Genomic DNA, 18,905 nt, shown 5'->3' on the forward strand with positions numbered 1-18,905 from the left:
GAGAAGGCGTGTTTCACGTGAAACACGCCTTTCGAGAAGAGGGTGTTTCACGTGAAACCGATCGACCCGCGTCTCCTCCGGTACGCCCGCGCCACCCGCCTCTTCCTGGTGGCGGTCGTCGGCCTGGGTGCTGTCGGAGCGGCCCTGGTCATCGCGCAGGCGATGCTCATCGCCGAGGCCGTGGTGGGGGCCTTCCAGAACGGGCTGTCGGTCGCCGACCTGCGCACTCCGCTGCTGCTGTTGGTCGCCGTGGCGGTCGGCCGGGCCCTGGTGGCCTGGCTCACCGAGCTCGCGGCGCACCGCGCGAGTGCCGCCGTGAAGTCGGAGCTGCGCGGGCGGCTGCTGGAGCGGGCCACCGCGTTGGGGCCGAACTGGCTCGGCGACCGGCGCACCGGTTCACTGGTCGCCCTCGCCACGCGGGGCGTGGACGCCCTCGACGACTACTTCTCCCGCTATCTCCCGCAGTTGGGGCTGGCGGTGGTCGTACCGGTCGCGGTGCTCGCGCGGATCGTGACCGAGGACTGGGTCTCCGCCGCGATCATCGTGTGCACCCTGCCCCTGATCCCGGTCTTCATGGTGCTGATCGGCTGGGCCACACAGTCGCGGATGGACCGTCAGTGGCGGCTGCTGTCCCGGCTGTCCGGCCACTTCCTGGACGTGGTCGCCGGGCTGCCCACGCTCAAGGTGTTCGGGCGGGCCAAGGCGCAGGCCGAGTCCATCCGGCGCATCACCGGCGAGTACCGGCAGGCGACCATGCGGACGCTGCGGATCGCCTTCATCTCGTCGTTCGCGCTGGAGTTGCTGTCGACGCTCTCGGTGGCCCTGGTCGCCGTGACGATCGGCATGCGGCTCGTGCACGGGGAGATGGACCTGTACATCGGCCTCGTGATCCTCGTGCTGGCGCCCGAGGCGTATCTCCCGCTGCGCCAGGTCGGAGCGCAGTACCACGCTGCCGCCGAAGGCCTTGCCGCCGCCGAGGAGATCTTCGAGGTGCTGGAGACGCCGGCACCGGCGCCGGGCACGGCCGCGGTGGCCGAGGGAGGGGTGGCCTTCGAAGGGGTGACCGTCCGCTACCCCGGACGCTCCGCCGACGCCGTCACGGACGTGTCGTTCACCGTCGAACCCGGAGAGACGGTCGCGCTGGTCGGACCCAGCGGCGCCGGCAAGTCGACCCTGCTGAACGCGCTGCTGGGGTTCGTGCGGCCGGCCGAGGGCCGGGTGCTGGCCGGGGGAGTCGACCTCGCGGCGGCCGACCTGGAGCAGTGGCGCTCCCGGGTCGCCTGGGTGCCGCAGCGCCCGCACCTCTACGCCGGGACCATCGACGAGAACGTACGGCTGGCGCGTCCTGACGCCGACGACGCGGCCGTGCGCCGGGCGCTGGCGGACGCGGGGGCGCTGGAGTTCGTCGAGGCACTGCCCGCCGGGGCCGGCACGGTGCTCGGTGAGGACGGGGCCGGGCTGTCGGCCGGACAGCGGCAGCGGCTGGCGCTGGCCAGGGCGTTCCTCGCGGACCGGCCCGTGCTGCTGCTGGACGAGCCGACGGCCGCGCTCGACGGGGAGACCGAGGCGGAGGTGGTGGCAGCCGTACGGCGCCTCGCGGCCGGTCGGACGGTCCTGCTGGTCGTGCACCGGCCGGCGCTGCTCGCGGTGGCGGACCGTGTGGTGCGGCTGGCCGAGGCCGAGGCGCCCGTGCCCGTGGAGGCCGCAGCCAAGGGCGCTCCCGCGCCGCTGGAGGAGGCGGCTGCCCCGCCCGTCGGCGACGAGTCCGCGACGGGGGCCGCCGTGACCGGCGGTGGCGTTCTCGCCCGGGTCCGCGCCATGGCCGGCGCCCGACGCGGCCGACTCGCCCTCGCGCTGCTGCTCGGCAGCCTGGCCCTCGGCAGTGCCGTGGGCCTCATGGCGACCTCCGGGTGGCTCATCTCGCGGGCCTCGCAGCAGCCACCGGTGCTGTATCTGATGGTCGCCGTGACGGCGACCCGCACCTTCGGCATCGGGCGGGCGGTGTTCCGGTACGCGGAGCGGCTCGTGTCGCACGACGCCGTGCTGCGGATGCTGGCCGACACCCGGGTCGCCGTCTGGCGCAGGCTGGAACGGCTGGCGCCCGCGGGGCTGCGCTCGACCCGGCGGGGCGACCTGCTGACGCGGCTGGTCGCCGACGTGGACGCCCTCCAGGACTACTGGCTGCGCTGGCTGCTGCCCGCCGCCTCCGCCGTCGTCGTGTCGGCCGGGTCCGTCGCCTTCACCGCGTGGCTGCTGCCCGGGGCCGGTGCGGTGCTCGCCGCCGGGCTGCTGACGGCCGGGGTCGGCGTGCCCCTGGTCACCGGCGCCGTGGCGCGCCGGGCCGAACGCCGTCTCGCCCCCGCCCGGGGGGTGCTCGCCACCCGCACGGCCGACCTCCTCACCGGCACCGCCGAGCTGACCGTCGCGGGCGCGCTGCCGATGCGTACCGCCGGGGTGCGCGCGGCGGACTCCGTGCTCACCCGGATCGCCTCGCGGGCGGCGACCGCCACCGCCCTCGGCGACGGCCTGACCGCCCTGGTCTCCGGGCTGACCGTCGCAACCGCGGCCCTCGTGGGCGCCCAGGCGGTGGCCGACGGCCGGCTGAGCGGTGTGACCATGGCCGTCGTCGTCCTCACCCCGCTGGCCGCCTTCGAAGCCGTCCTGGGGTTGCCGCTGGCCGTGCAGTACCGCCAGCGGGTGCGCAGGAGCGCCGAGCGGGTGTACGAGGTCCTGGACTCCCCCGAGCCCGTGCGGGAGCCGGAGCTGCCCCGCAAGGCGCCCGCCTCGCCCTTCCCGCTGGTGCTCCGCGGGCTGGCCGCCCGGCACGCAGGGCAGGACCGGGACGCCCTCGCCGGGATCGACCTCACTCTGACGCGGGGACGCCGGATCGCCGTCGTCGGGCCCTCCGGCTCCGGCAAGACCACACTCGCGCAGGTGCTGCTGCGGTTCCTGGACGCCGACGCGGGCTCGTACACGCTCGACGGGGTGGACGCGCAGACCCTGGACGGCGACGACGTACGCCGGCTCGTCGGGCTGTGCGCGCAGGACGCGCACCTCTTCGACAGCTCGGTCCGCGAGAACCTCCTGCTGGCGAAGAGGGAGGCGGGCGAGGAGGAGTTGCGGGACGCGCTGGCGCGGGCCCGGCTGCTGGAGTGGGCCGACGGCCTGCCCGCCGGACTCGACACGTTGGTGGGTGAGCACGGCGCCCGGCTGTCCGGCGGGCAGCGGCAGCGGCTCGCGCTGGCCCGGGCACTGCTCGCCGACTTCCCCGTCCTGGTCCTCGACGAGCCGGCCGAACATCTGGACCTGCCGACTGCAGACGCTCTCACCCAGGATCTGCTGGCCGCCACCGAGGGCCGTACGACCCTGCTCATCACCCACCGGCTGGCCGGTCTCGAAGCGGTCGACGAGGTGATCGTGCTGGACCAAGGACGGGTGGTGCAGCGGGGTTCCCACGCGGCGCTGACGGCCGTCGAGGGGCCGTTGCGGACGATGGCCGAACGGGAGGAGGCCACGGAGCTGCTGGTGGCGGCGCGATGACCGTCGGGCCAGTCCCGACTTTCCGTGACAAACGGGGCTCATTAGGCTCAGGACATGTCCACGGATCCGCTGTCCGCTCCCCCGCCGGGCCCGTCCGCCGAACCCGCGGGCGGGGGGCCGGAGCTGCGCTCCACGCTGGAGCGGATCTGTGCGACCGCGGTCGAGCTGACCCGGGCCCGGTACGCGCTGATCGAGTTCGTCGGCGAAGGCCGCGACGGTCCGACCGACGTCGTCCTCCACGGCGTCGACGGGACGACCGCCCGCCGTCCGGGCCGACTGCCCGACGGGCGCGGCGAGCGCGGCGGGTTGCGGCTGCCGATCCCGGTCCGCGGGGAGAGCGTCGGCGAGCTCTGTCTGGCGGGGCGGCGGGACGGACGGCCGTTCGACGAGCAGGACGTGGACACGGCCCGGATGCTGGCCACCGAGGCGGGCATCGCCCTCGGCAACGCCCGCTTGTACGAGGCCGCTCAGCAGCGCGAACGGTGGATCGACGGTTCGGTCGCCGTCACCACCGCGCTGCTGTCCGGCGGGGACGCCCATGACGCCCTCCAGGTCGTCGCCGAGCAGGCCCGCGGGCTGTCCGGTTCGGCCGCCGGGGTGGTGCTGCTGCCCGCCGACGAGGGCGGCCTGGAGATCGTGGCCGCGGACCGGCCGTCGACGATGCTGGGGGAGGTCGTCCCGCCGGACAGTGAGATCGTCGCGGAACTCCTCGACGGGCAGGCGGTGTTCGTGACCGACGCCGCCGACGACCCCCGTACGCTCACGGCGTCCACCCGAGGCTACGGGCCGATCATGCTGCTCCCCCTGCGGAACGACGGACGCGTCCTGGGCGCCCTGGTGATGCTCCGCGCCCGCGGGGAGCGGCCGTTCGGCGAGGACGAGCGTGCCCTGGCCGTCCAGTTCGCCTCGCAGGCGGCGCTGGCGCTGATGATGGCCGAGGCGCAGCGCGATCGGGAGCGGCTCGCGGTGTTCGAGGACCGTGACCGCATCGCCCGCGACCTGCACGATCTCGTCGTCCAGCGGCTGTTCGCGACCGGGGTGATGCTGGAGAGCGCCCGGCGCGGATCCGTCGTGCCCGAGGTGCGGGCCGGTGTCGGCAAGGCCGTGGACGAACTGGACGTCACCGTCCAGGAGATCCGTACGGCGGTCTTCGCGCTCCAGCAGGACCCCGCCGAGGCCCCGGCCGGGTTGCGCACGCGGGTGCTGCGCGAGATCAACACGGTGGCCGTGCCGCTCGGCTTCAGGCCGTCGCACCGGTTCGTCGGGCCGGTCGACACCCTGGTCGGCGAACTCACCGGCAAGAACCTCGTCGCGGCTCTTCGGGAGGCCCTCTCGAACGCCTTCCGGCACGCGGGCGCCTCCCGGGTCGACGTCGTCGTCGACGCGACGGCGACCCTGCCCGACGGCCGGCCGGGTGTGCGGCTGACCGTCGCCGACGATGGTGTGGGCATCCCCGACGGCGGCAGACGCAGCGGTCTGCGGAACCTGCGACGGCGGGCCGAGGCGCTCGGCGGCGACAGCGCGCACGGCCCGGGCATCGGGGCGGACGGCGCCGGCACGACCGTGGTGTGGCAGGCGCCGTACTGAGCCATCAGGGGCGGGGCGTCCCCCGGGCGTACGACTTGAACAGGACCGGGGGCCGGAAGCCGGGGCAGGATCGCTGACATGCGCTCACCTCGCCGCCGGGTCCTGCTCGTTCCGGTCCTCCTGTGTGTGTCCGGGATGCTCGCCACCGGGCCCACGGCCGCCGAGGGGGAGCCGGGCGACGGCTCGGATTCTCGGCTCAGCGCGCAGGTGGCACGGTTGTACGACGACGCCGCGGTGGCGACGCAGCGCTACGAGGCGGGGCGGCGCGAGGCGGAGAAGGAGCAGGGGAAGGCCCGGCGGGTGGAGGAGCTCCTCACCCGTGAGCGGCGGGAGATCGCCGTGCTGCGGGGGGACCTGGGCCGTATCGCCCGTGCTCAGTACCGCGGCGGGGGTGGTCTGCCGGTCGTCGCGCAGCTGGTCCTGGCGGGCAGCCCCGACCGGCTGATGCGTGGCCAGCACGTCTTGTCGCAGGCGAACCTCGCCGTCGACAACGCGATCGGCAAGAACCGGCGGGCGGAGGCACGGCTGGCCGCCGACGAGGCGAAGGCCGTCGAGGCGTGGCAGGCCGTGGAGGGGCGGGCCCTGGAGCTCGCGCGGCTGAAGAAGGACATCGACGGCAAGCTGGAGCAGGCACGACAGCAGCTGCAGGGCCGGGCGGACGCGGCGGTGGCGGCGGGCTCCTGCCGTGGCGCCGTGCGCCTGGACCAGCCGCCGGCGCACTTCGCGAACGCCTGGGTCACGCCGGTCGAGACGTACGCCCTGTCCGCGGCGTACGGCAGCGGTGGCACGCGCTGGGCGCACCGGCACACCGGGCAGGACTTCGCGGTGCCGATCGGCACGCCGGTGCGGGCGACCGGGGCGGGCCGTGTGGTGCGGGTGGCGTGCGGGGGCCCGTTCGGGATCGAGGTCGTGGTGCGGCATTCCGACGGCTACTACACGCAGTACGCCCATCTCGCCGCCGTCACGGTCGACCAGGGCGACCGAGTGACCACCGGGCAGTGGGTCGGGCAGTCGGGCACCTCGGGCAACTCGACCGGTCCGCACCTGCACTTCGAGGTGCGGGTCACGCCCGACGCGGGCTCGGCGCTCGATCCGGTGCCCTGGCTCGCGGCTCGCGGAGCGCCCGTCGGCTGAGGCTTCCTCGCACCCGACCTGATCGGGCACAGGATGTCGGGTCCGGCCGGATGTCCGCCGCCTAGCGTGGTGAGCGCGTCAGCGGAAGGAGACCGGAGTGCTGGAGCGGCTCAACCAGGCCATGGAGTACGTCGAGGGCCATCTCGACGAGGCGATCGACGTGTCGGCGCTCGCGCACGGCGCGGCCACGTCGGAGTACCACCTGCGCCGGATGTTCTCCGCGCTCGCCGGCATGCCCTTGTCGGAGTACATCCGGCGCAGGCGGCTGACCGTCGCGGGCGCGGAGGTGCTCGCCGGGGAGGAGTCGCTGCTGGAGATCGCGGTGCGCTACGGCTACGGATCGGGTGAGGCGTTCGCCCGGGCGTTCCGCGGCGTGCACGGTGTCGGGCCGAGCGAGGCCCGCAGGACCGGCGCCGCGCTCGTCTCCCAGCCCCGGCTGGCCTTCCGCCTCACCGTCGAAGGGAGCAGCAGTATGCGCTATCGCGTAGTGGACCGGCCGGCCTTCACCGTCGCCGGCCCCAAGGCCCGGGTGCCCTTGGTGCACTCGGGGCCCAACCAGGCGATCATCGACTTCGTCCGCGGGATCGACCCGCAGGTCCTGGAACGCCTGGAGAAGCTGTCGGACCAGGAACCGCGGGGCGTCGTCGCGGTCTGCGACGACCTGGACCCGAGCCGGGCCGAGGGCACCGAACTCGACTACTACCAAGGGGTGATCACCTCCGCGGCGGCCCCCGAGGACACGGCCGCCCTGGCCGTGGGGCCCGGCACCTGGGCCGTCTTCACCACCTCCGGGCCGGCCCCGCAGGCCATTCAGGAGCTGTGGCGGGACGTGTTCACGCAGTGGTTTCCGTCCAACCCGTACCGCAGCCGTCCCGGCCCGGAGATCCTGCGCACCCGGCTGTCACCGGACGGGGCGGAGGCCGACGCCGAGCTGTGGCTGCCGGTGGAGCGGGAGCAGGGCTGACGTCCCGCTCGGAGAGCTACCCGCGTTCGGCGATCAGCCGCTCGATGACGACGGCGACCCCGTCCTCGTTGTTGGCGACGGTCCGTCCGGAGGCCGCCGCGAGCACGTCCGGGTGAGCGTTGCCCATCGCGTACGACCGGCCGGCCCAGGTGAGCATCTCGACGTCGTTCGGCATGTCGCCGAACGCGACGACCTCCTCGTGTGAGATGCCGCGTTCCGCGCAGCACAGGGCGAGCGTGCTGGCCTTGGAGACCTCGGGGCCGCTGATCTCCAGCAGGGCGCTGGGGCTGGAGCGGGTGACGTTGGCGCGGTCGCCGATGGCCAGCCGGGCCAGGGTGAGGAAGGCGTCGGGGTCGAGCGCGGCGTGGAACGCGAGGATCTTCAGCACCGGCTCGTCGGCCCCGGGCGCGTCCGGCGCCAGCAGTCGCTCGGCAGGCGCGAGGGTGTCGGGTATCTCCATGTGCATCTTGGGATACTCCGGCTCCTGGTAGAAGCCGTACGTCTGCTCGATGGCGTACATGGTGCCGGGCGCCGCCTCCCGCAGCAGCCGTACGGCGTCCAGCGCGTTCTCCCGGGCCAGCTCGCGCACCTTCACGAACCGGTGGGCGCCGGGGCCGCCGTGGAGGTCGACCACGGCGGCGCCATTGCCGCAGATCGCCAGGCCGTGCCCGTGGACGTGCTCGCTGACGACGTCCATCCAGCGGGCCGGGCGGCCGGTGACGAAGAAGACCTCGATGCCCGCCTCCTCGGCGGCGGCGAGGGCGGCGACCGTGCGGGGAGACACCGACTTGTCGTCGCGCAGCAGGGTGCCGTCGAGATCGGTGGCGATCAGCCGGGGCGGGAGGGTGGCGGTCGGGGTCTCGGGCTGTCTGGTCGCTGAGGTCACCGGGCCATTCTCGCGCATATGCCCGCACGGTCGGGCGCGAGGCCGCACACATGAGTCCTCGCCGGGGGCGCGGATGACCTGATGCCGAGGTCAGCGCAGTTGTGCCGGGGCCTCCATGGCGATCTGCTCGAAGACCTTCTCGTCCGCGGCGAAGACGGAGTCGGCGATGGGCCAGTGGACCACGATCTCCGTGAAGCCGAGCTCCCGGTGGCGGCCCGCGAAGTCGACGAAGGCGTCCAGGGACTCCAGCGGACGCCCGCGGTCCGGGGTGAAGCCGGTGAGCAGGACCTTGTCCAGTTCCTGCACGTCCCGTCCGATCTCGGCGCAGGCGTCGGTGAGCTTCTCGACCTGGCCGCGAATGGCCTGAACCGACTGCTCGGGGGTCCCGCTCTCGTACAGCTTGGGGTCGCCCGTGGTCACCCAGGCCTGCCCGTACTTCGCGGCGAGCCGCAGCCCTCGGGGGCCGGTCGCGGCGACCGCGAAGGGCAGCCGGGGGCGCTGGACGCAGCCCGGGATGTTGCGGGCCTCGTGCGCCGAGTAGTGGTCGCCCTCGTACGACACGGAGTCCTCGGTGAGCAGCCGGTCCAGCAGCGGTACGAACTCGGCGAGGCGGTCGGCCCGCTCGCGCGGGGTCCACGGTTCCTGGCCGAGGGCGGTGGCGTCGAAGCCGGTGCCGCCCGCGCCGATCCCCAGGGTCGCCCGGCCGGCGGAGACGTCGTCCAGGGAGATCAGCTCCTTGGCGAGGGTCACCGGGTGCCGGAAGTTCGGCGAGGTCACCAGCGTGCCGAGCCGCAGGCGGTCGGTGACGGCCGCGGCGGCGGTCAGCGTCGGGATGGCGCCGAACCACGGGCCGTCGCGGAAGGTGCGCCAGGACAGGTGGTCGTACGTGTACGCGGTGTGGAAGCCGAGCTGCTCGGCCCGTGTCCAGGTGGAACGGCCTCCCTCGTGCCAACGCAGGTACGGGAGGATCACGGTGCTCAGACGCAGACTCATGTCATCGAGCGTATGCGGACCGGCGTGTTTCACGTGAAACGGTCACCGTGCGCGCCCGCCCAGCCACGGGCTGAGGCCGACCAGGATGAACTCCTTGTGCACGCGGTCGTGCGGCAGCGGCACCATCAGGAAGTGCGCGGGCGGGAAGCGGCGGATCTTCACCCAGGCGTGGCCGTCGTAGAGGGCGCGGAGAAACGCGGGGACGTCGTCGCGGTCGACGTCGGGGCACTCCACTCCGTCGACGGTGATCAGGGCGTCGTCGTCGGGATAGAGCCGCACGCTCACGCTCGGGCGGCCGCCGAGTTCGACGTAGGCCTCGTGGGGCAGCGAGCCGTCCGGGTCGGTGGTGACGCCGACCCCCGCGGTGGTGCGGCGGGAGGTCTGGTCGGCGCCGATGTCATGGGTGACCTCGATCTCGAGCCCGTAGTGGGCGGCGATCGACCGGAGGGCGGCGACGGCGGCCTCGGTGCTGGGGAGGTGGTCGGGAGAGTGGTCCATACCTGTGATCATGCCGAAGGGAGACCCGGCGCGGCAGCCGAGGACACGCCTCAGTGCCGCTCCGGGAAGCGCAGGTATCGCGGGGGCACGGCCTGCGTCAGCCACACCCCGTTCGCGCTGACGTGGAAGACATGGCCGTCACGGTGCATCGCTTCCGCGTCGACGGCGAGGACCACGGGACGGCCCCGGCGCGCTCCGACCCGGGTGGCGGTCTCCCGGTCCGCGGAGAGGTGCACGTCGTGCCGGTTCATGGGCCGCAGTCCCTCGGCGCGGATCGCGTCCAGGGAGCGGGCCACGGTTCCGTGGTAGAGGTACGGCGGCGGGGTCGCCGGGGGCAGTCCGAGGTCGACGTCGACGCTGTGGCCCTGACTTGCGCGGATCCGGGTCCCGTCGACCGCGAAGCGCTTCTTGTCGTTGGCGGCGACGACATGGTCCAGCTCGTCCCGGGTGAAGCGGAAGCCGTGCGCGGCGCAGGCCGCGATCAGCTCGTCGATCTCCACCCAGCCGGCCTCGTCGAGCGTGAGGCCGATCCGCTCGGGCTGGTGCCGCAGGTGCTTCGAGAGGTACTTCGACACCTTCACGGTGCGTCTCTCGTCCCTGTCCCTTTCGTTCATCCGCCCAGCATGCCGTGAGTAACGCAGATCACGCACTTTATTTCGGAGCGCAGGTTTGGTCCACAACCAACTGTAGTTATCCACAGGCAAGTTGGCGTTTCTGTGGACAACTGGCCGTCAGCTCAGTCCCCTTCGGCAACATCGTCTGACGGTAAGTGACTTGAGACAAGGTCGTCCAAGGCCCGGGCGCGCAGCTCGCGTTCGGCCGCCAGGGCGACGAAACGTGCGGCGTGCGCCGGGCCAACGAGGGCCTCCACGGCCCGCATCGTCTCCACCGGCACCGGGACCGTCCGCGTCCCGGACAGGGGCGGCGGGGCATCGGCCGCGCCGAGGTGCCGACGCAGGTGATGACCGGCGAACAGCCGCATGGCGCGCGCGAGTTCGGCGTCCACGGTCTGCCGGGCGAGCGGGCGCAGCCGTCGGACGAGCGAGGCCGCCTCGGCCGCGTCGGCGTCGGTCGGAGGGTGCGCCCCGTCGAGGTAGCGCGCGAAGACGTGCTCGGTGGTGAACTCCAGGAACCGGGCGGCGATCTGCTCGACCTGACTCCTCAACTCCCGCAGCTGGGACGTGATCGCGGCCAGCGGGACTCCCGCCCCGTGCAACTCCACGGCCACCGCCAGCTCTTGAGGGCTGGGCACCAGGAAGACGTCCTCGTCGCCGGGGACGGGTTCCAGCACGCCGAGCGCCACGGCGTCGGCGATCGCCCCGTCGTCGGCGGTGCCGCCGAAGCGGGCGGTCAGATCGGCGCGGGATACCCGGGAGGGCTCCTCGTCGGTCCACGGACCGTCCACCTCGGCGACCAGCCCCAGGACGCCGCCCAGGCCACGGCCGGTGTCGTGGGCGTGCAGGAGCTCCTTGATCGAGGCGAGGGTATAGCCGCGGTCCAGGAGGTCGGCGATCTGCTGGAGGCGGGTGCGGTGGGTGTCGGAGTAGTGGTTGGCCCGCCCCTGACGCTCGGGGCGGGGGAGCAGACCGCGGTCCTGGTAGGCGCGGATGGTGCGCACGGTGGCGCCGGTGAGATGCGCGAGCGTCTCTATGCGGTACGGCGGCCCGGCGGGCGGGTCGGCGGTCAAGACGCCGTCCCCCGAAGGGCCTTCGCCGCCACGGGTGCCGGGTCCACCGGCGGACGCCGCGGGGCCGGGCCGCGGCTCACAGCGGCGGTCCCACCCGCGCCAGCGCCCGCAACGCCCGGGGCAGGAAACGCGACAGCGCGTACGAGCCCCGCGCCTCCGGAGTGACCGGAACCATCGCCTTGTTCAGCGCGACCGCCCGCAGAATGGCGTCCGCGACCTTCTCCGGCGGGTAGTTCCGCAGCCCGTACACGCGCGTGGAGCGCTTCTGGCGGCGTCGCTCCTCCTGTGCGTCCACGCCCACGAAGGTCGCCGTGGCGGTGATGTTGGTGTTCACCAGGCCGGGGCATATCGCGGTCACGCCGATGTCCTGGTCGGCCAGTTCGGCGCGCAGGCACTCGCTCAGCATCAGGACCGCCGCCTTGGAGGTGCTGTAGGCGGGCAGCGCCTTCGACGGCTGGTAGGCGGCCGCCGAGGCGGTGTTGACGATGTGGCCGCCCTGTCCGCGCTCGGCCATCTGCCGGCCGAAGAGACGGCAACCGTGGATGACACCCCACAGGTTGACGTCCAGAACCCTGCGCCAGTCCTCGGGCGTCGTGTCGAAGAACGAACCCGACAGCCCGATACCCGCGTTGTTCACCAGCACGTCCACGACGCCGTGTTCGGCGTGGACCTTCGCCGCGAGTGTCTCCATCGCCCGCTCGTCGGAGACGTCCACCGCCTCCGCCCAGGCCTCGGACGCGCCGACCAGAAGCGACATCTCGGCGGTGCGGGCCGCCGCCTCGGCGTCCCGGTCGACGGCGATCACCCGGGCGCCCGCCTCGGCGAACGCGAACGCCGTGGCCCGCCCGATGCCGCTGCCCGCGCCGGTGACCAGCACCAGCTGACCGCCGAAGCGCTCGGCGTACCGACCGGTGGCGGCCTCGCGGGCCGGTCCGGCCGCGCCGTCCGGCCGGGCCTCACCCGCGGCCGCGTTCTCGCGCTCCTGCTCGACCGACAGGACGAAGTCGTCGATCCAGGAGGCGAGCCGGTCGGGCCGGGTGCGCGGGATCCAGTGCCCGGCCGGGATCGTGCGCCGGACCAACCGCGGCACCCAGAGCTCCAGTTCGTCGTAGAGCCGCTCCGACAGGAACCGGTCCCCCGAAGGCGTGATGAGCTGCACGGGCGCGTGGGCGTGCGCGTCCGCACGCGGGCGGCGCAGGCGGGGCCGTACGTTGTCCCGGTACAGCCAGGCCCCGTGCGCCGCGTCCGACGCCAGCGACGGCGTCGGGTAGTCACCGGCCGGGACCTTCTCGATCCGCCGCAGGATGCCCGGCCAGCGCTTGCCGAGCGGCCCGCGCCAGGCCAGTTCGGGCAGGACGGGAGTGTGCAGCAGGTACACGTACCAGGACTTGGCTCCCTGGCCGAGGAGTTGGCCGACCCGGCGCGGAGTCGGCCTGGCCAGCCGCTTGCTGATCCAGTGGCCGAAGTGGTCGAGGGACGGCCCGGACATCGAGGTGAACGAGGCGATGCGGCCCCTGGTGCGCTCGACGGTCACGAACTCCCAGGACTGCACCGAGCCCCAGTCGTGCCCCACCAGGTGCACCGGCCGGTCCGGGCTGACCGCGTCCACGACCGCCAGGAAGTCGTCCGTCAGCTTCTCCAGGGTGAACCCGCCCCGCAGCGGCTTCGGTGCGCCGGAACGGCCGTGCCCCCGGACGTCGTACAGCACCACATGGAAGCCGTGCCGGTCCACCAGTCGTGTCGCGACCTCGGACCACACCTCCTTGCTGTCCGGATAGCCGTGGACCAGGACGACCGTCGGCCGCCCGGGGTCCCCCAGCTCGGCCACACACAGCTCGATCCCGCCGGTCCGCACCCACCGCTCACGCGCGCCCTCTGGCAACGTCACTTCTCCTCCACCCTTCCCCTCGTGTCCGTGCCCGCCTCCGTGCCCGCCCAGCGCCGGACGTGCGGCAGGTCGTCGTCCAGCCAGAAGGCGCTCTCACCGGGATCCGCCGAGTTGGTGACGACGAGGATCTCCTCGAACTTCGCGCCCGTGCCCCGGAACCCGAGATGGGGTTCGACCGCCCACAGGCCCGGTTTCGGCGGATGGTCGGAGAAGCGGTACGGCGACCACAGCGGCGACCACCCCTCCCGGTGGCCGTGCAGCGCGTCGGACGCCAGCCCCTTGAGGGACCGGGCGCCGAACCCGAACAGCCGGGGCGAGAAGCGGCGCTCCCTCACCCGGTCCACCTTGTGCGCGATCACGCCGAACGGATACGCGCGGTGCCGGTTGGCGTAGCCCTGGCGGACCATGAGGCGGTCCACGTCGGCGTAGATCTCGCGCAGCGACCGCCGCTCGCGCACCTCGCGCAGAATCAGCTCCCGGTGCGCCGCGAGGTCGGCCATCAGCCGCTCCTGCACGGGGTGGGCGCCGAGCGCGCCCGAGTAACCGATGTCCGCCGTGTACCCCTCGTAGACCGGTGCCAGGTCGGGGATGAACGGCATCCCCGGCTCCAGCCGGCGGCCGGTGGGGAAGAACTGCAACGGGACGCGGAAGCCGGTGAACGCCGTGCGGTCCCCGAACCAGGCGAAGGGCAGATGGAACCAGTCGCGCACGCCCCGTTCGCGCAGCCACTCCCGCAGCATCCGCGCCGCGTCGCGCTCCGTGACGCCCGGTCGCAGTTCGGCGGCCACCGCCTGCGCGCATTCGTACGCCAGTCGCTGCACCCGCCTGAATCCCCGCAGCTCGGCGGAGAGTCCGCGTGTCCCAGCCGTCGGTGCCGTCGTCATGCCACCCCGTCCCCGCCAGTCCCCGTCGACTGCGCTACGCGCCCGCAACTTGACATCGCCGAATGTGACAGTTGTTAGAGGTCGCGTCAATAGGGGGTCCCGGGCCTGTGGAAAACCCGACGTCGCCGCCCCCGTAGCTCTCAGGCATGGCATCCCCTACGGACCCGTACATCTGAGGTCTGAGGCGAAGACGGCTCTGAGGTCTGACGATTTTCGTGGCGTGCGTCACTAATTTCGATGACGTGACTGTGATCGTGACCGAAAGCCTGAGCAAGCGGTTCCCCCGGGTGACCGCTCTTGACCGGCTCTCTGTGGACGTCGGGCCCGGTGTGACCGGCCTCGTCGGAGCCAACGGGGCCGGCAAGTCCACATTGATCAAGATCCTGCTGGGTCTGTCGCCCGCCACGGAGGGCCGAGCCGAGGTGCTCGGCCTCGACGTCGCGAGCAAGGGCGCCGACATCCGCGAGCGGGTCGGCTACATGCCGGAACACGACTGCCTGCCGCCCGACGTCTCGGCCACCGAGTTCGTCGTGCACATGGCCCGCATGTCCGGTCTGCCGCCCACCGCCGCGCGCGAGCGCACCGCGGACACCCTGCGCCATGTCGGCCTGTACGAGGAGCGCTACCGTCCCATCGGCGGCTACTCCACCGGCATGAAGCAGCGCGTCAAGCTCGCCCAGGCCCTCGTCCACGACCCGCAGCTGGTCTTCCTCGACGAGCCGACCAACGGCCTCGACCCGGTCGGCCGTGACGAGATGCTCGGCCTGATCCGCCGTATCCACACCGACTTCGGCATCTCGGTCCTGGTCACCTCCCACCTGCTGGGAGAACTGGAGCGCACCTGCGACCACGTCGTGATCGTCGACGGCGGCAAGCTCCTGCGCTCCAGCTCCACCACCGACTTCACCCAGACCACGACCACCCTCGCGATCGAGGTCACCGACACCGACGACCACCCGGACGGCACCCGCGCGGTCCGCGAGGCGCTCCACGCGCGCGGGGTGGCCGTCCTGGACGGCGACAGCGGCCTGCCGGGCGCCGGCCACGTCCTGCTGCTGACGGCGCAGGGCGAGGACACCTACGACGTCGTCCGGGACGTGGTCGCCGATCTCGGCCTCGGCCTGGTGCGCATGGAACAGCGCAGACACCACATCTCCGAGGTCTTCACGGACGGCGACACCGCCGACGACCAGCAGCGGAAGGAGGCCGTCGGCCATGGCGGTTGAGCACCCGGTCACCGCCCCCTCGGGCGACCAGACCCGCATCCACAACATCGGCTACCGCAGCTACGACGGCCCCCGGCTGGGCCGCGCCTACGCCCGCCGCTCCCTCTACTCGCAGTCCCTGCGCGGCGCCTACGGCCTCGGCCGCTCGGTGAAGTCCAAGGTGCTGCCGATGCTGCTCTTCGTGGTGATGTGCGTACCCGCGGCCATCATGGTCGCCGTCGCGGTCGCCACCAAGGCCGACGCACTCCCGGTGGACTACACGCGGTACGCGATCATCATGCAGGCCGTCATCAGCCTGTACGTCGCCTCGCAGGCGCCCCAGTCCGTCTCGCGCGACCTCCGCTTCAAGACCGTGCCGCTGTACTTCTCGCGGCCCATCGAGACGGCGGACTACGTACGCGCGAAGTTCGCGGCGCTGGCCTCGGCGCTCTTCGTCCTCACCGCCGCCCCGCTGCTGGTGCTGTACGTCGGCGCGCTGCTGGCCAAGCTGGACTTCGCCGACCAGACCAAGGGTTTCGGTCAAGGACTCGTCTCCGTGGCACTGCTCTCGCTGCTCTTCGCCGGTCTCGGCCTGGTCATCGCCTCGGTCACCCCGCGGCGCGGCTTCGGCATCGCCGCCGTCATCGCCGTGCTGACCATCTCCTACGGCGCGGTGTCCACGCTGCAGGCCATCGCCGACGCGCAGAACAGCACCGGCTCCATCCCCTGGATCGGCCTCTTCTCGCCGGTCACCCTCATCGACGGCGTGCAGTCCGCGTTCCTGGGCGCCACCTCCGCCTTCCCGGGCGGGATCGGCCCGTCCAACGGGGAGGGCGTCGTCTACGTCCTCGTCGTCCTCGGCGTCATCGCCGCGAGCTACGGCCTCCTGATGCGCCGCTACCGAAGGGTCGGACTGTGACCACGCTCAGCATCGACCACGTCTCCCGCTGGTTCGGCAACGTGGTCGCCGTCAACGACATCACCATGACCATCGGCCCCGGCGTCACCGGCCTGCTCGGCCCCAACGGCGCCGGAAAGTCCACCCTCATCAACATGATGGGCGGCTTCCTGGCCCCCTCCACCGGCACGGTCACCCTCGACGGCCGCCCGGTCTGGCGCAACGAGGCGATCTACCAGCACATCGGCATCGTGCCCGAGCGCGAGGCGATGTACGACTTCCTCACCGGCCGCGAATTCGTCGTCGCCAACGCCGAGTTGCACGGCCTGAGCGCCAAGGCCGCGCAGAAGGCGCTGGCCACGGTCGAGATGGAGTACGCGCAGGACCGCAAGATCGCCACGTACTCCAAGGGCATGCGCCAGCGCGTGAAGATGGCGTCCGCCCTGGTCCACGACCCGTCGCTGCTGCTGCTCGACGAGCCGTTCAACGGCATGGACCCGCGCCAGCGCATGCAGCTCATGGACCTGCTGCGGCGCATGGGCGACGAGGGCCGCACCGTGCTGTTCTCCTCGCACATCCTCGAAGAGGTCGAGCAGCTCGCCTGGCACATCGAGGTCGTCGTCGCCGGCCGGCACGCGGCCAGCGGCGACTTCCGCAGGATCCGCCGTCTGATGACCGACCGCCCGCACCGCTACCTGGTGCGGTCCAGCGACGACCGCGCACTCGCGGCCGCGCTGATCGCCGACCCGTCGACGTCCGGCATCGAAGTCGACCTCGCCGAAGGCGCGTTGCGGATCCAGGCCGTCGACTTCGGCCGCTTCACCGCGCTGCTGCCGAGGGTCGCCAAGGACCACGGCATCCGGCTGCTGACGGTCTCGCCGTCCGACGAGTCCCTCGAGTCCGTGTTCTCGTACCTGGTCACGGCGTAGGAGGCCCTGATGTACGACCCCACAGTCGCCCGGCTCACGTACCGGGCCCTGCTCGGCCGACGCCGGGCCCTCATCCTGGGTGCCCTGCCCCTGCTGCTGATCGCCATCTCCGTCGTGGTGCGCGGCCTCGCCGGCGCCGACGACCAGACGGCGTCCGACCTGCTCGGCGGGCTCGCGCTCGCCACGATGGTGCCGATCATCGGCGTCATCGCGGGCACCGGCGCGATCGGACCGGAGATCGACGACGGCTCCGTGGTGTACCTGCTGTCCAAGCCGCTGAAGCGGCCGACGATCATCTTCACCAAGCTGATCGTGGCGATCGCGGTGACGATGGTGTTCTCGGCGCTGCCCACCCTCATCGCCGGCTTCATCCTCAACGGCAACGGCCAGCAGATCGCCGTCGCCTACACGGTGGCCGCACTGGTCTCCTCCATCGCCTACGCGGCGGTCTTCCTGCTGCTGGGCACGGTGTCCCGGCACGCGGTCGTCTTCGGCCTGGTCTACGCCCTCGTCTGGGAGGCCCTGTTCGGCTCCCTGGTCCCGGGGGCGCGCACGCTCAGCGTCCAGCAGTGGTCGCTGGCCGTCGCCCACAAGGTGGCGGGCGGCGACCTCGTCACCTCCGACGTCGGCCTGACCACGGCGACCGTGCTGCTGGTCGTGGTGACCGTGCTGGCCACCTGGTACGCCGGGCAGAAGCTGCGGTCGCTGACGCTCGCCGGCGAGGAGTGACCGGCCGCCGGGGGCGGGCGGTCGTCTTGACGGCGGCTTCACCCGCGCCCCGGCACACTGGGCGGAACGGACTCGGCTGGGAGGACGGGGATGGCGCACGACGATCCGGTGAGCGGCGGTCGCGAGCGGTCCGAGGACGAGGTCTGGAACGACCTCGTGCTGGACGAGGACTTCGTACGGTCCGCCGAGACGTCCGAACCGTCCGCCCGGGCCCGGATGCTGGCCGCGCGATGGCGGGCCGAGGAACCCGAGCCGCAGCCCTGGCGCTCCGACGAACCGCCCGCGGGCTGGTTCTTCAGCAAGGCGCGTCGCCGCAGGTGGCGCCGCCGGTAGTGAGCGCCCGACTCCGGCCCCTCGCACGGGCGTTTTATTCGGTGGCGCCCAACTCGTCCCCGAGGCACAGTGGTTGTACCCGCGAGGCCGGAAGGGGTCCGGTGTCACAGACTGGGAGGAGCTCGACGATGCCCATGCACGGCAGTCCGTCGAGTTCCCTTCAGGGCAGCCGACGGCGGGTTCCGGGGTAGTCACACCTCCGTCGAACCCGTTCCGTACAGGGGAGCTGCCCGGGGCGGCCGCTTCGAGCACGCGATGTCGCTCTCGCGTGGGCCGCCCACCCGGAGGATTGGCCGAGAGGCAAGGCACCGGCTTGCTAAGCCGTGGTCGGGGGCGACCTCGCGCACGTTCGATCCGTGCATCCTCCGCGAGACGTTGTCACTGGGACTGGGCGGGAGTTGTGCGGGTGCGCGCTGCCTGATGCCGTCGCCTGACGTCTTCTGTGGCCGCAGCCCCGGTTTCGGGCCCGGCCCCGAGCCTGGTTTCGGGCTCGGGCCCCGGTTTCGGGCTTCGACCCGGTTTCAGTGCAGGACCCGGTTTCGGGCTGAGGTTCGGGTTCAGTGCCGGACCCGGTTTCGGGCTGAGGTTCGGGTTCAGTGCCGGACCCGGTTTCGGGCTGAGGTTCGGTTTCGGCGCCGGACCCGGCTCGGGTCCTGCGATGGCCTGATGCGGGTGCAGATGCTGCGTGGGCGTGGGCGTGGGCGCAGGCGTGCGGGTGCGTCGTGGCTGGGCGCGCAGTTCCCCGCGCCC

The 18,905-nt window shown here is 72.6% G+C and carries 16 protein-coding genes and 1 tRNA gene; 10 read left to right on the forward strand and 7 right to left on the reverse strand.

Going from position 1 to position 18,905, the window contains the following annotated elements; all coding sequences use genetic code 11:
• Positions 1–51: 51 nt before the first annotated feature.
• From cydD to J2X68_RS18650, 4 genes are all read left to right on the forward strand, one after another.
• Positions 52–3,540 carry a thiol reductant ABC exporter subunit CydD gene (gene cydD / locus J2X68_RS18635; RefSeq protein WP_310433668.1) on the forward strand — a complete coding sequence of 1,163 codons (3,489 nt, stop codon included), beginning with the start codon at positions 52–54 and terminating at the stop codon, positions 3,538–3,540.
• A gap of 54 nt (positions 3,541–3,594) precedes the next feature.
• Positions 3,595–5,127: a GAF domain-containing protein gene (locus J2X68_RS18640; RefSeq protein ID WP_310433669.1), complete on the forward strand. Its 1,533-nt coding sequence runs from the start codon at positions 3,595–3,597 to the stop codon at positions 5,125–5,127.
• A gap of 78 nt (positions 5,128–5,205) precedes the next feature.
• Positions 5,206–6,261 (forward strand): M23 family metallopeptidase, encoded by a 1,056-nt coding sequence (locus J2X68_RS18645; RefSeq protein WP_310433670.1) that lies wholly within the window; start codon positions 5,206–5,208, stop codon positions 6,259–6,261.
• Between the two features lie 97 nt (positions 6,262–6,358).
• Positions 6,359–7,225, forward strand: coding sequence for a helix-turn-helix domain-containing protein (locus J2X68_RS18650; RefSeq protein ID WP_310433671.1), 867 nt, complete (start codon positions 6,359–6,361; stop codon positions 7,223–7,225).
• Positions 7,226–7,241: 16 nt separating this feature from the next.
• Here the strand turns inward: J2X68_RS18650 and J2X68_RS18655 are convergent, their stop codons facing one another.
• From J2X68_RS18655 to J2X68_RS18685, 7 genes are all read right to left on the reverse strand, one after another.
• Positions 7,242–8,129: an HAD hydrolase family protein gene (locus J2X68_RS18655; protein WP_310433672.1), complete on the reverse strand. Its 888-nt coding sequence runs from the start codon at positions 8,127–8,129 to the stop codon at positions 7,242–7,244.
• 72 nt (positions 8,130–8,201) lie between these two features.
• On the reverse strand, positions 8,202–9,104 hold the full coding sequence (locus tag J2X68_RS18660) for an LLM class flavin-dependent oxidoreductase (protein WP_310433673.1): 903 nt from the start codon (positions 9,102–9,104) through the stop codon (positions 8,202–8,204).
• Positions 9,105–9,146: 42 nt separating this feature from the next.
• Complete coding sequence (locus J2X68_RS18665) at positions 9,147–9,602, reverse strand: hypothetical protein (protein ID WP_310433674.1); 456 nt, start codon at positions 9,600–9,602, stop codon at positions 9,147–9,149.
• A 50-nt stretch (positions 9,603–9,652) separates the two neighbouring features.
• Positions 9,653–10,216, reverse strand: coding sequence for an RNA 2'-phosphotransferase (locus tag J2X68_RS18670; RefSeq protein WP_310433675.1), 564 nt, complete (start codon positions 10,214–10,216; stop codon positions 9,653–9,655).
• 122 nt (positions 10,217–10,338) lie between these two features.
• On the reverse strand, positions 10,339–11,289 hold the full coding sequence (locus J2X68_RS18675) for a MerR family transcriptional regulator (protein ID WP_310433676.1): 951 nt from the start codon (positions 11,287–11,289) through the stop codon (positions 10,339–10,341).
• Positions 11,290–11,365: 76 nt separating this feature from the next.
• Positions 11,366–13,177, reverse strand: coding sequence for an SDR family oxidoreductase (locus tag J2X68_RS18680; protein ID WP_310433677.1), 1,812 nt, complete (start codon positions 13,175–13,177; stop codon positions 11,366–11,368).
• On the reverse strand, positions 13,174–14,061 hold the full coding sequence (locus J2X68_RS18685; RefSeq protein WP_310433678.1) for a M24 family metallopeptidase: 888 nt from the start codon (positions 14,059–14,061) through the stop codon (positions 13,174–13,176). Before J2X68_RS18685 ends, J2X68_RS18680 begins: the two co-directional genes overlap by 4 nt.
• A 248-nt stretch (positions 14,062–14,309) precedes the next feature.
• On the opposite strand from J2X68_RS18685, the gene J2X68_RS18690 reads away from it, so the two are divergent.
• From J2X68_RS18690 to J2X68_RS18715, 6 genes are all read left to right on the forward strand, one after another.
• Positions 14,310–15,287 (forward strand): ABC transporter ATP-binding protein, encoded by a 978-nt coding sequence (locus J2X68_RS18690; protein ID WP_310433801.1) that lies wholly within the window; start codon positions 14,310–14,312, stop codon positions 15,285–15,287.
• Complete coding sequence (locus J2X68_RS18695) at positions 15,277–16,185, forward strand: ABC transporter permease subunit (protein WP_310433679.1); 909 nt, start codon at positions 15,277–15,279, stop codon at positions 16,183–16,185. Before J2X68_RS18690 ends, J2X68_RS18695 begins: the two co-directional genes overlap by 11 nt.
• A complete protein-coding gene (locus J2X68_RS18700; RefSeq protein ID WP_310433680.1) occupies positions 16,182–17,093 on the forward strand; it encodes an ABC transporter ATP-binding protein in 912 nt (303 codons plus the stop codon). Before J2X68_RS18695 ends, J2X68_RS18700 begins: the two co-directional genes overlap by 4 nt.
• Before the next feature lie 9 nt (positions 17,094–17,102).
• Positions 17,103–17,822, forward strand: a complete 720-nt coding sequence (locus J2X68_RS18705; RefSeq protein ID WP_307164253.1) for an ABC transporter permease — start codon at positions 17,103–17,105, stop codon at positions 17,820–17,822.
• Between the two features lie 90 nt (positions 17,823–17,912).
• Positions 17,913–18,155 (forward strand): hypothetical protein, encoded by a 243-nt coding sequence (locus tag J2X68_RS18710; protein ID WP_310433681.1) that lies wholly within the window; start codon positions 17,913–17,915, stop codon positions 18,153–18,155.
• Positions 18,156–18,438: 283 nt separating this feature from the next.
• Positions 18,439–18,523, forward strand: a tRNA-Ser gene (locus J2X68_RS18715).
• The last annotated feature ends 382 nt before the right edge of the window (positions 18,524–18,905 follow it).

This window comes from Streptomyces sp. 3330 (assembly GCF_031456635.1).
In the GTDB taxonomy this organism is placed as follows: domain Bacteria; phylum Actinomycetota; class Actinomycetes; order Streptomycetales; family Streptomycetaceae; genus Streptomyces.

What these genes read in the sequence shown, in the direction of transcription:
- J2X68_RS18640 (WP_310433669.1), top strand. Translation starts at nt 3,595, where the DNA reads ATGTCCACGGATCCGCTGTCCGCTCCCCCGCCGGGCCCGTCCGCCGAA.
- J2X68_RS18645 (WP_310433670.1), top strand. Translation starts at nt 5,206, where the DNA reads ATGCGCTCACCTCGCCGCCGGGTCCTGCTCGTTCCGGTCCTCCTGTGT.
- J2X68_RS18655 (WP_310433672.1), bottom strand. Translation starts at nt 8,129, where the DNA reads ATGCGCGAGAATGGCCCGGTGACCTCAGCGACCAGACAGCCCGAGACC.
- J2X68_RS18660 (WP_310433673.1), bottom strand. Translation starts at nt 9,104, where the DNA reads ATGAGTCTGCGTCTGAGCACCGTGATCCTCCCGTACCTGCGTTGGCAC.
- J2X68_RS18665 (WP_310433674.1), bottom strand. Translation starts at nt 9,602, where the DNA reads ATGGACCACTCTCCCGACCACCTCCCCAGCACCGAGGCCGCCGTCGCC.
- J2X68_RS18670 (WP_310433675.1), bottom strand. Translation starts at nt 10,216, where the DNA reads ATGAACGAAAGGGACAGGGACGAGAGACGCACCGTGAAGGTGTCGAAG.
- J2X68_RS18685 (WP_310433678.1), bottom strand. Translation starts at nt 14,061, where the DNA reads ATGACGACGGCACCGACGGCTGGGACACGCGGACTCTCCGCCGAGCTG.
- J2X68_RS18695 (WP_310433679.1), top strand. Translation starts at nt 15,277, where the DNA reads ATGGCGGTTGAGCACCCGGTCACCGCCCCCTCGGGCGACCAGACCCGC.
- J2X68_RS18705 (WP_307164253.1), top strand. Translation starts at nt 17,103, where the DNA reads ATGTACGACCCCACAGTCGCCCGGCTCACGTACCGGGCCCTGCTCGGC.
- J2X68_RS18710 (WP_310433681.1), top strand. Translation starts at nt 17,913, where the DNA reads ATGGCGCACGACGATCCGGTGAGCGGCGGTCGCGAGCGGTCCGAGGAC.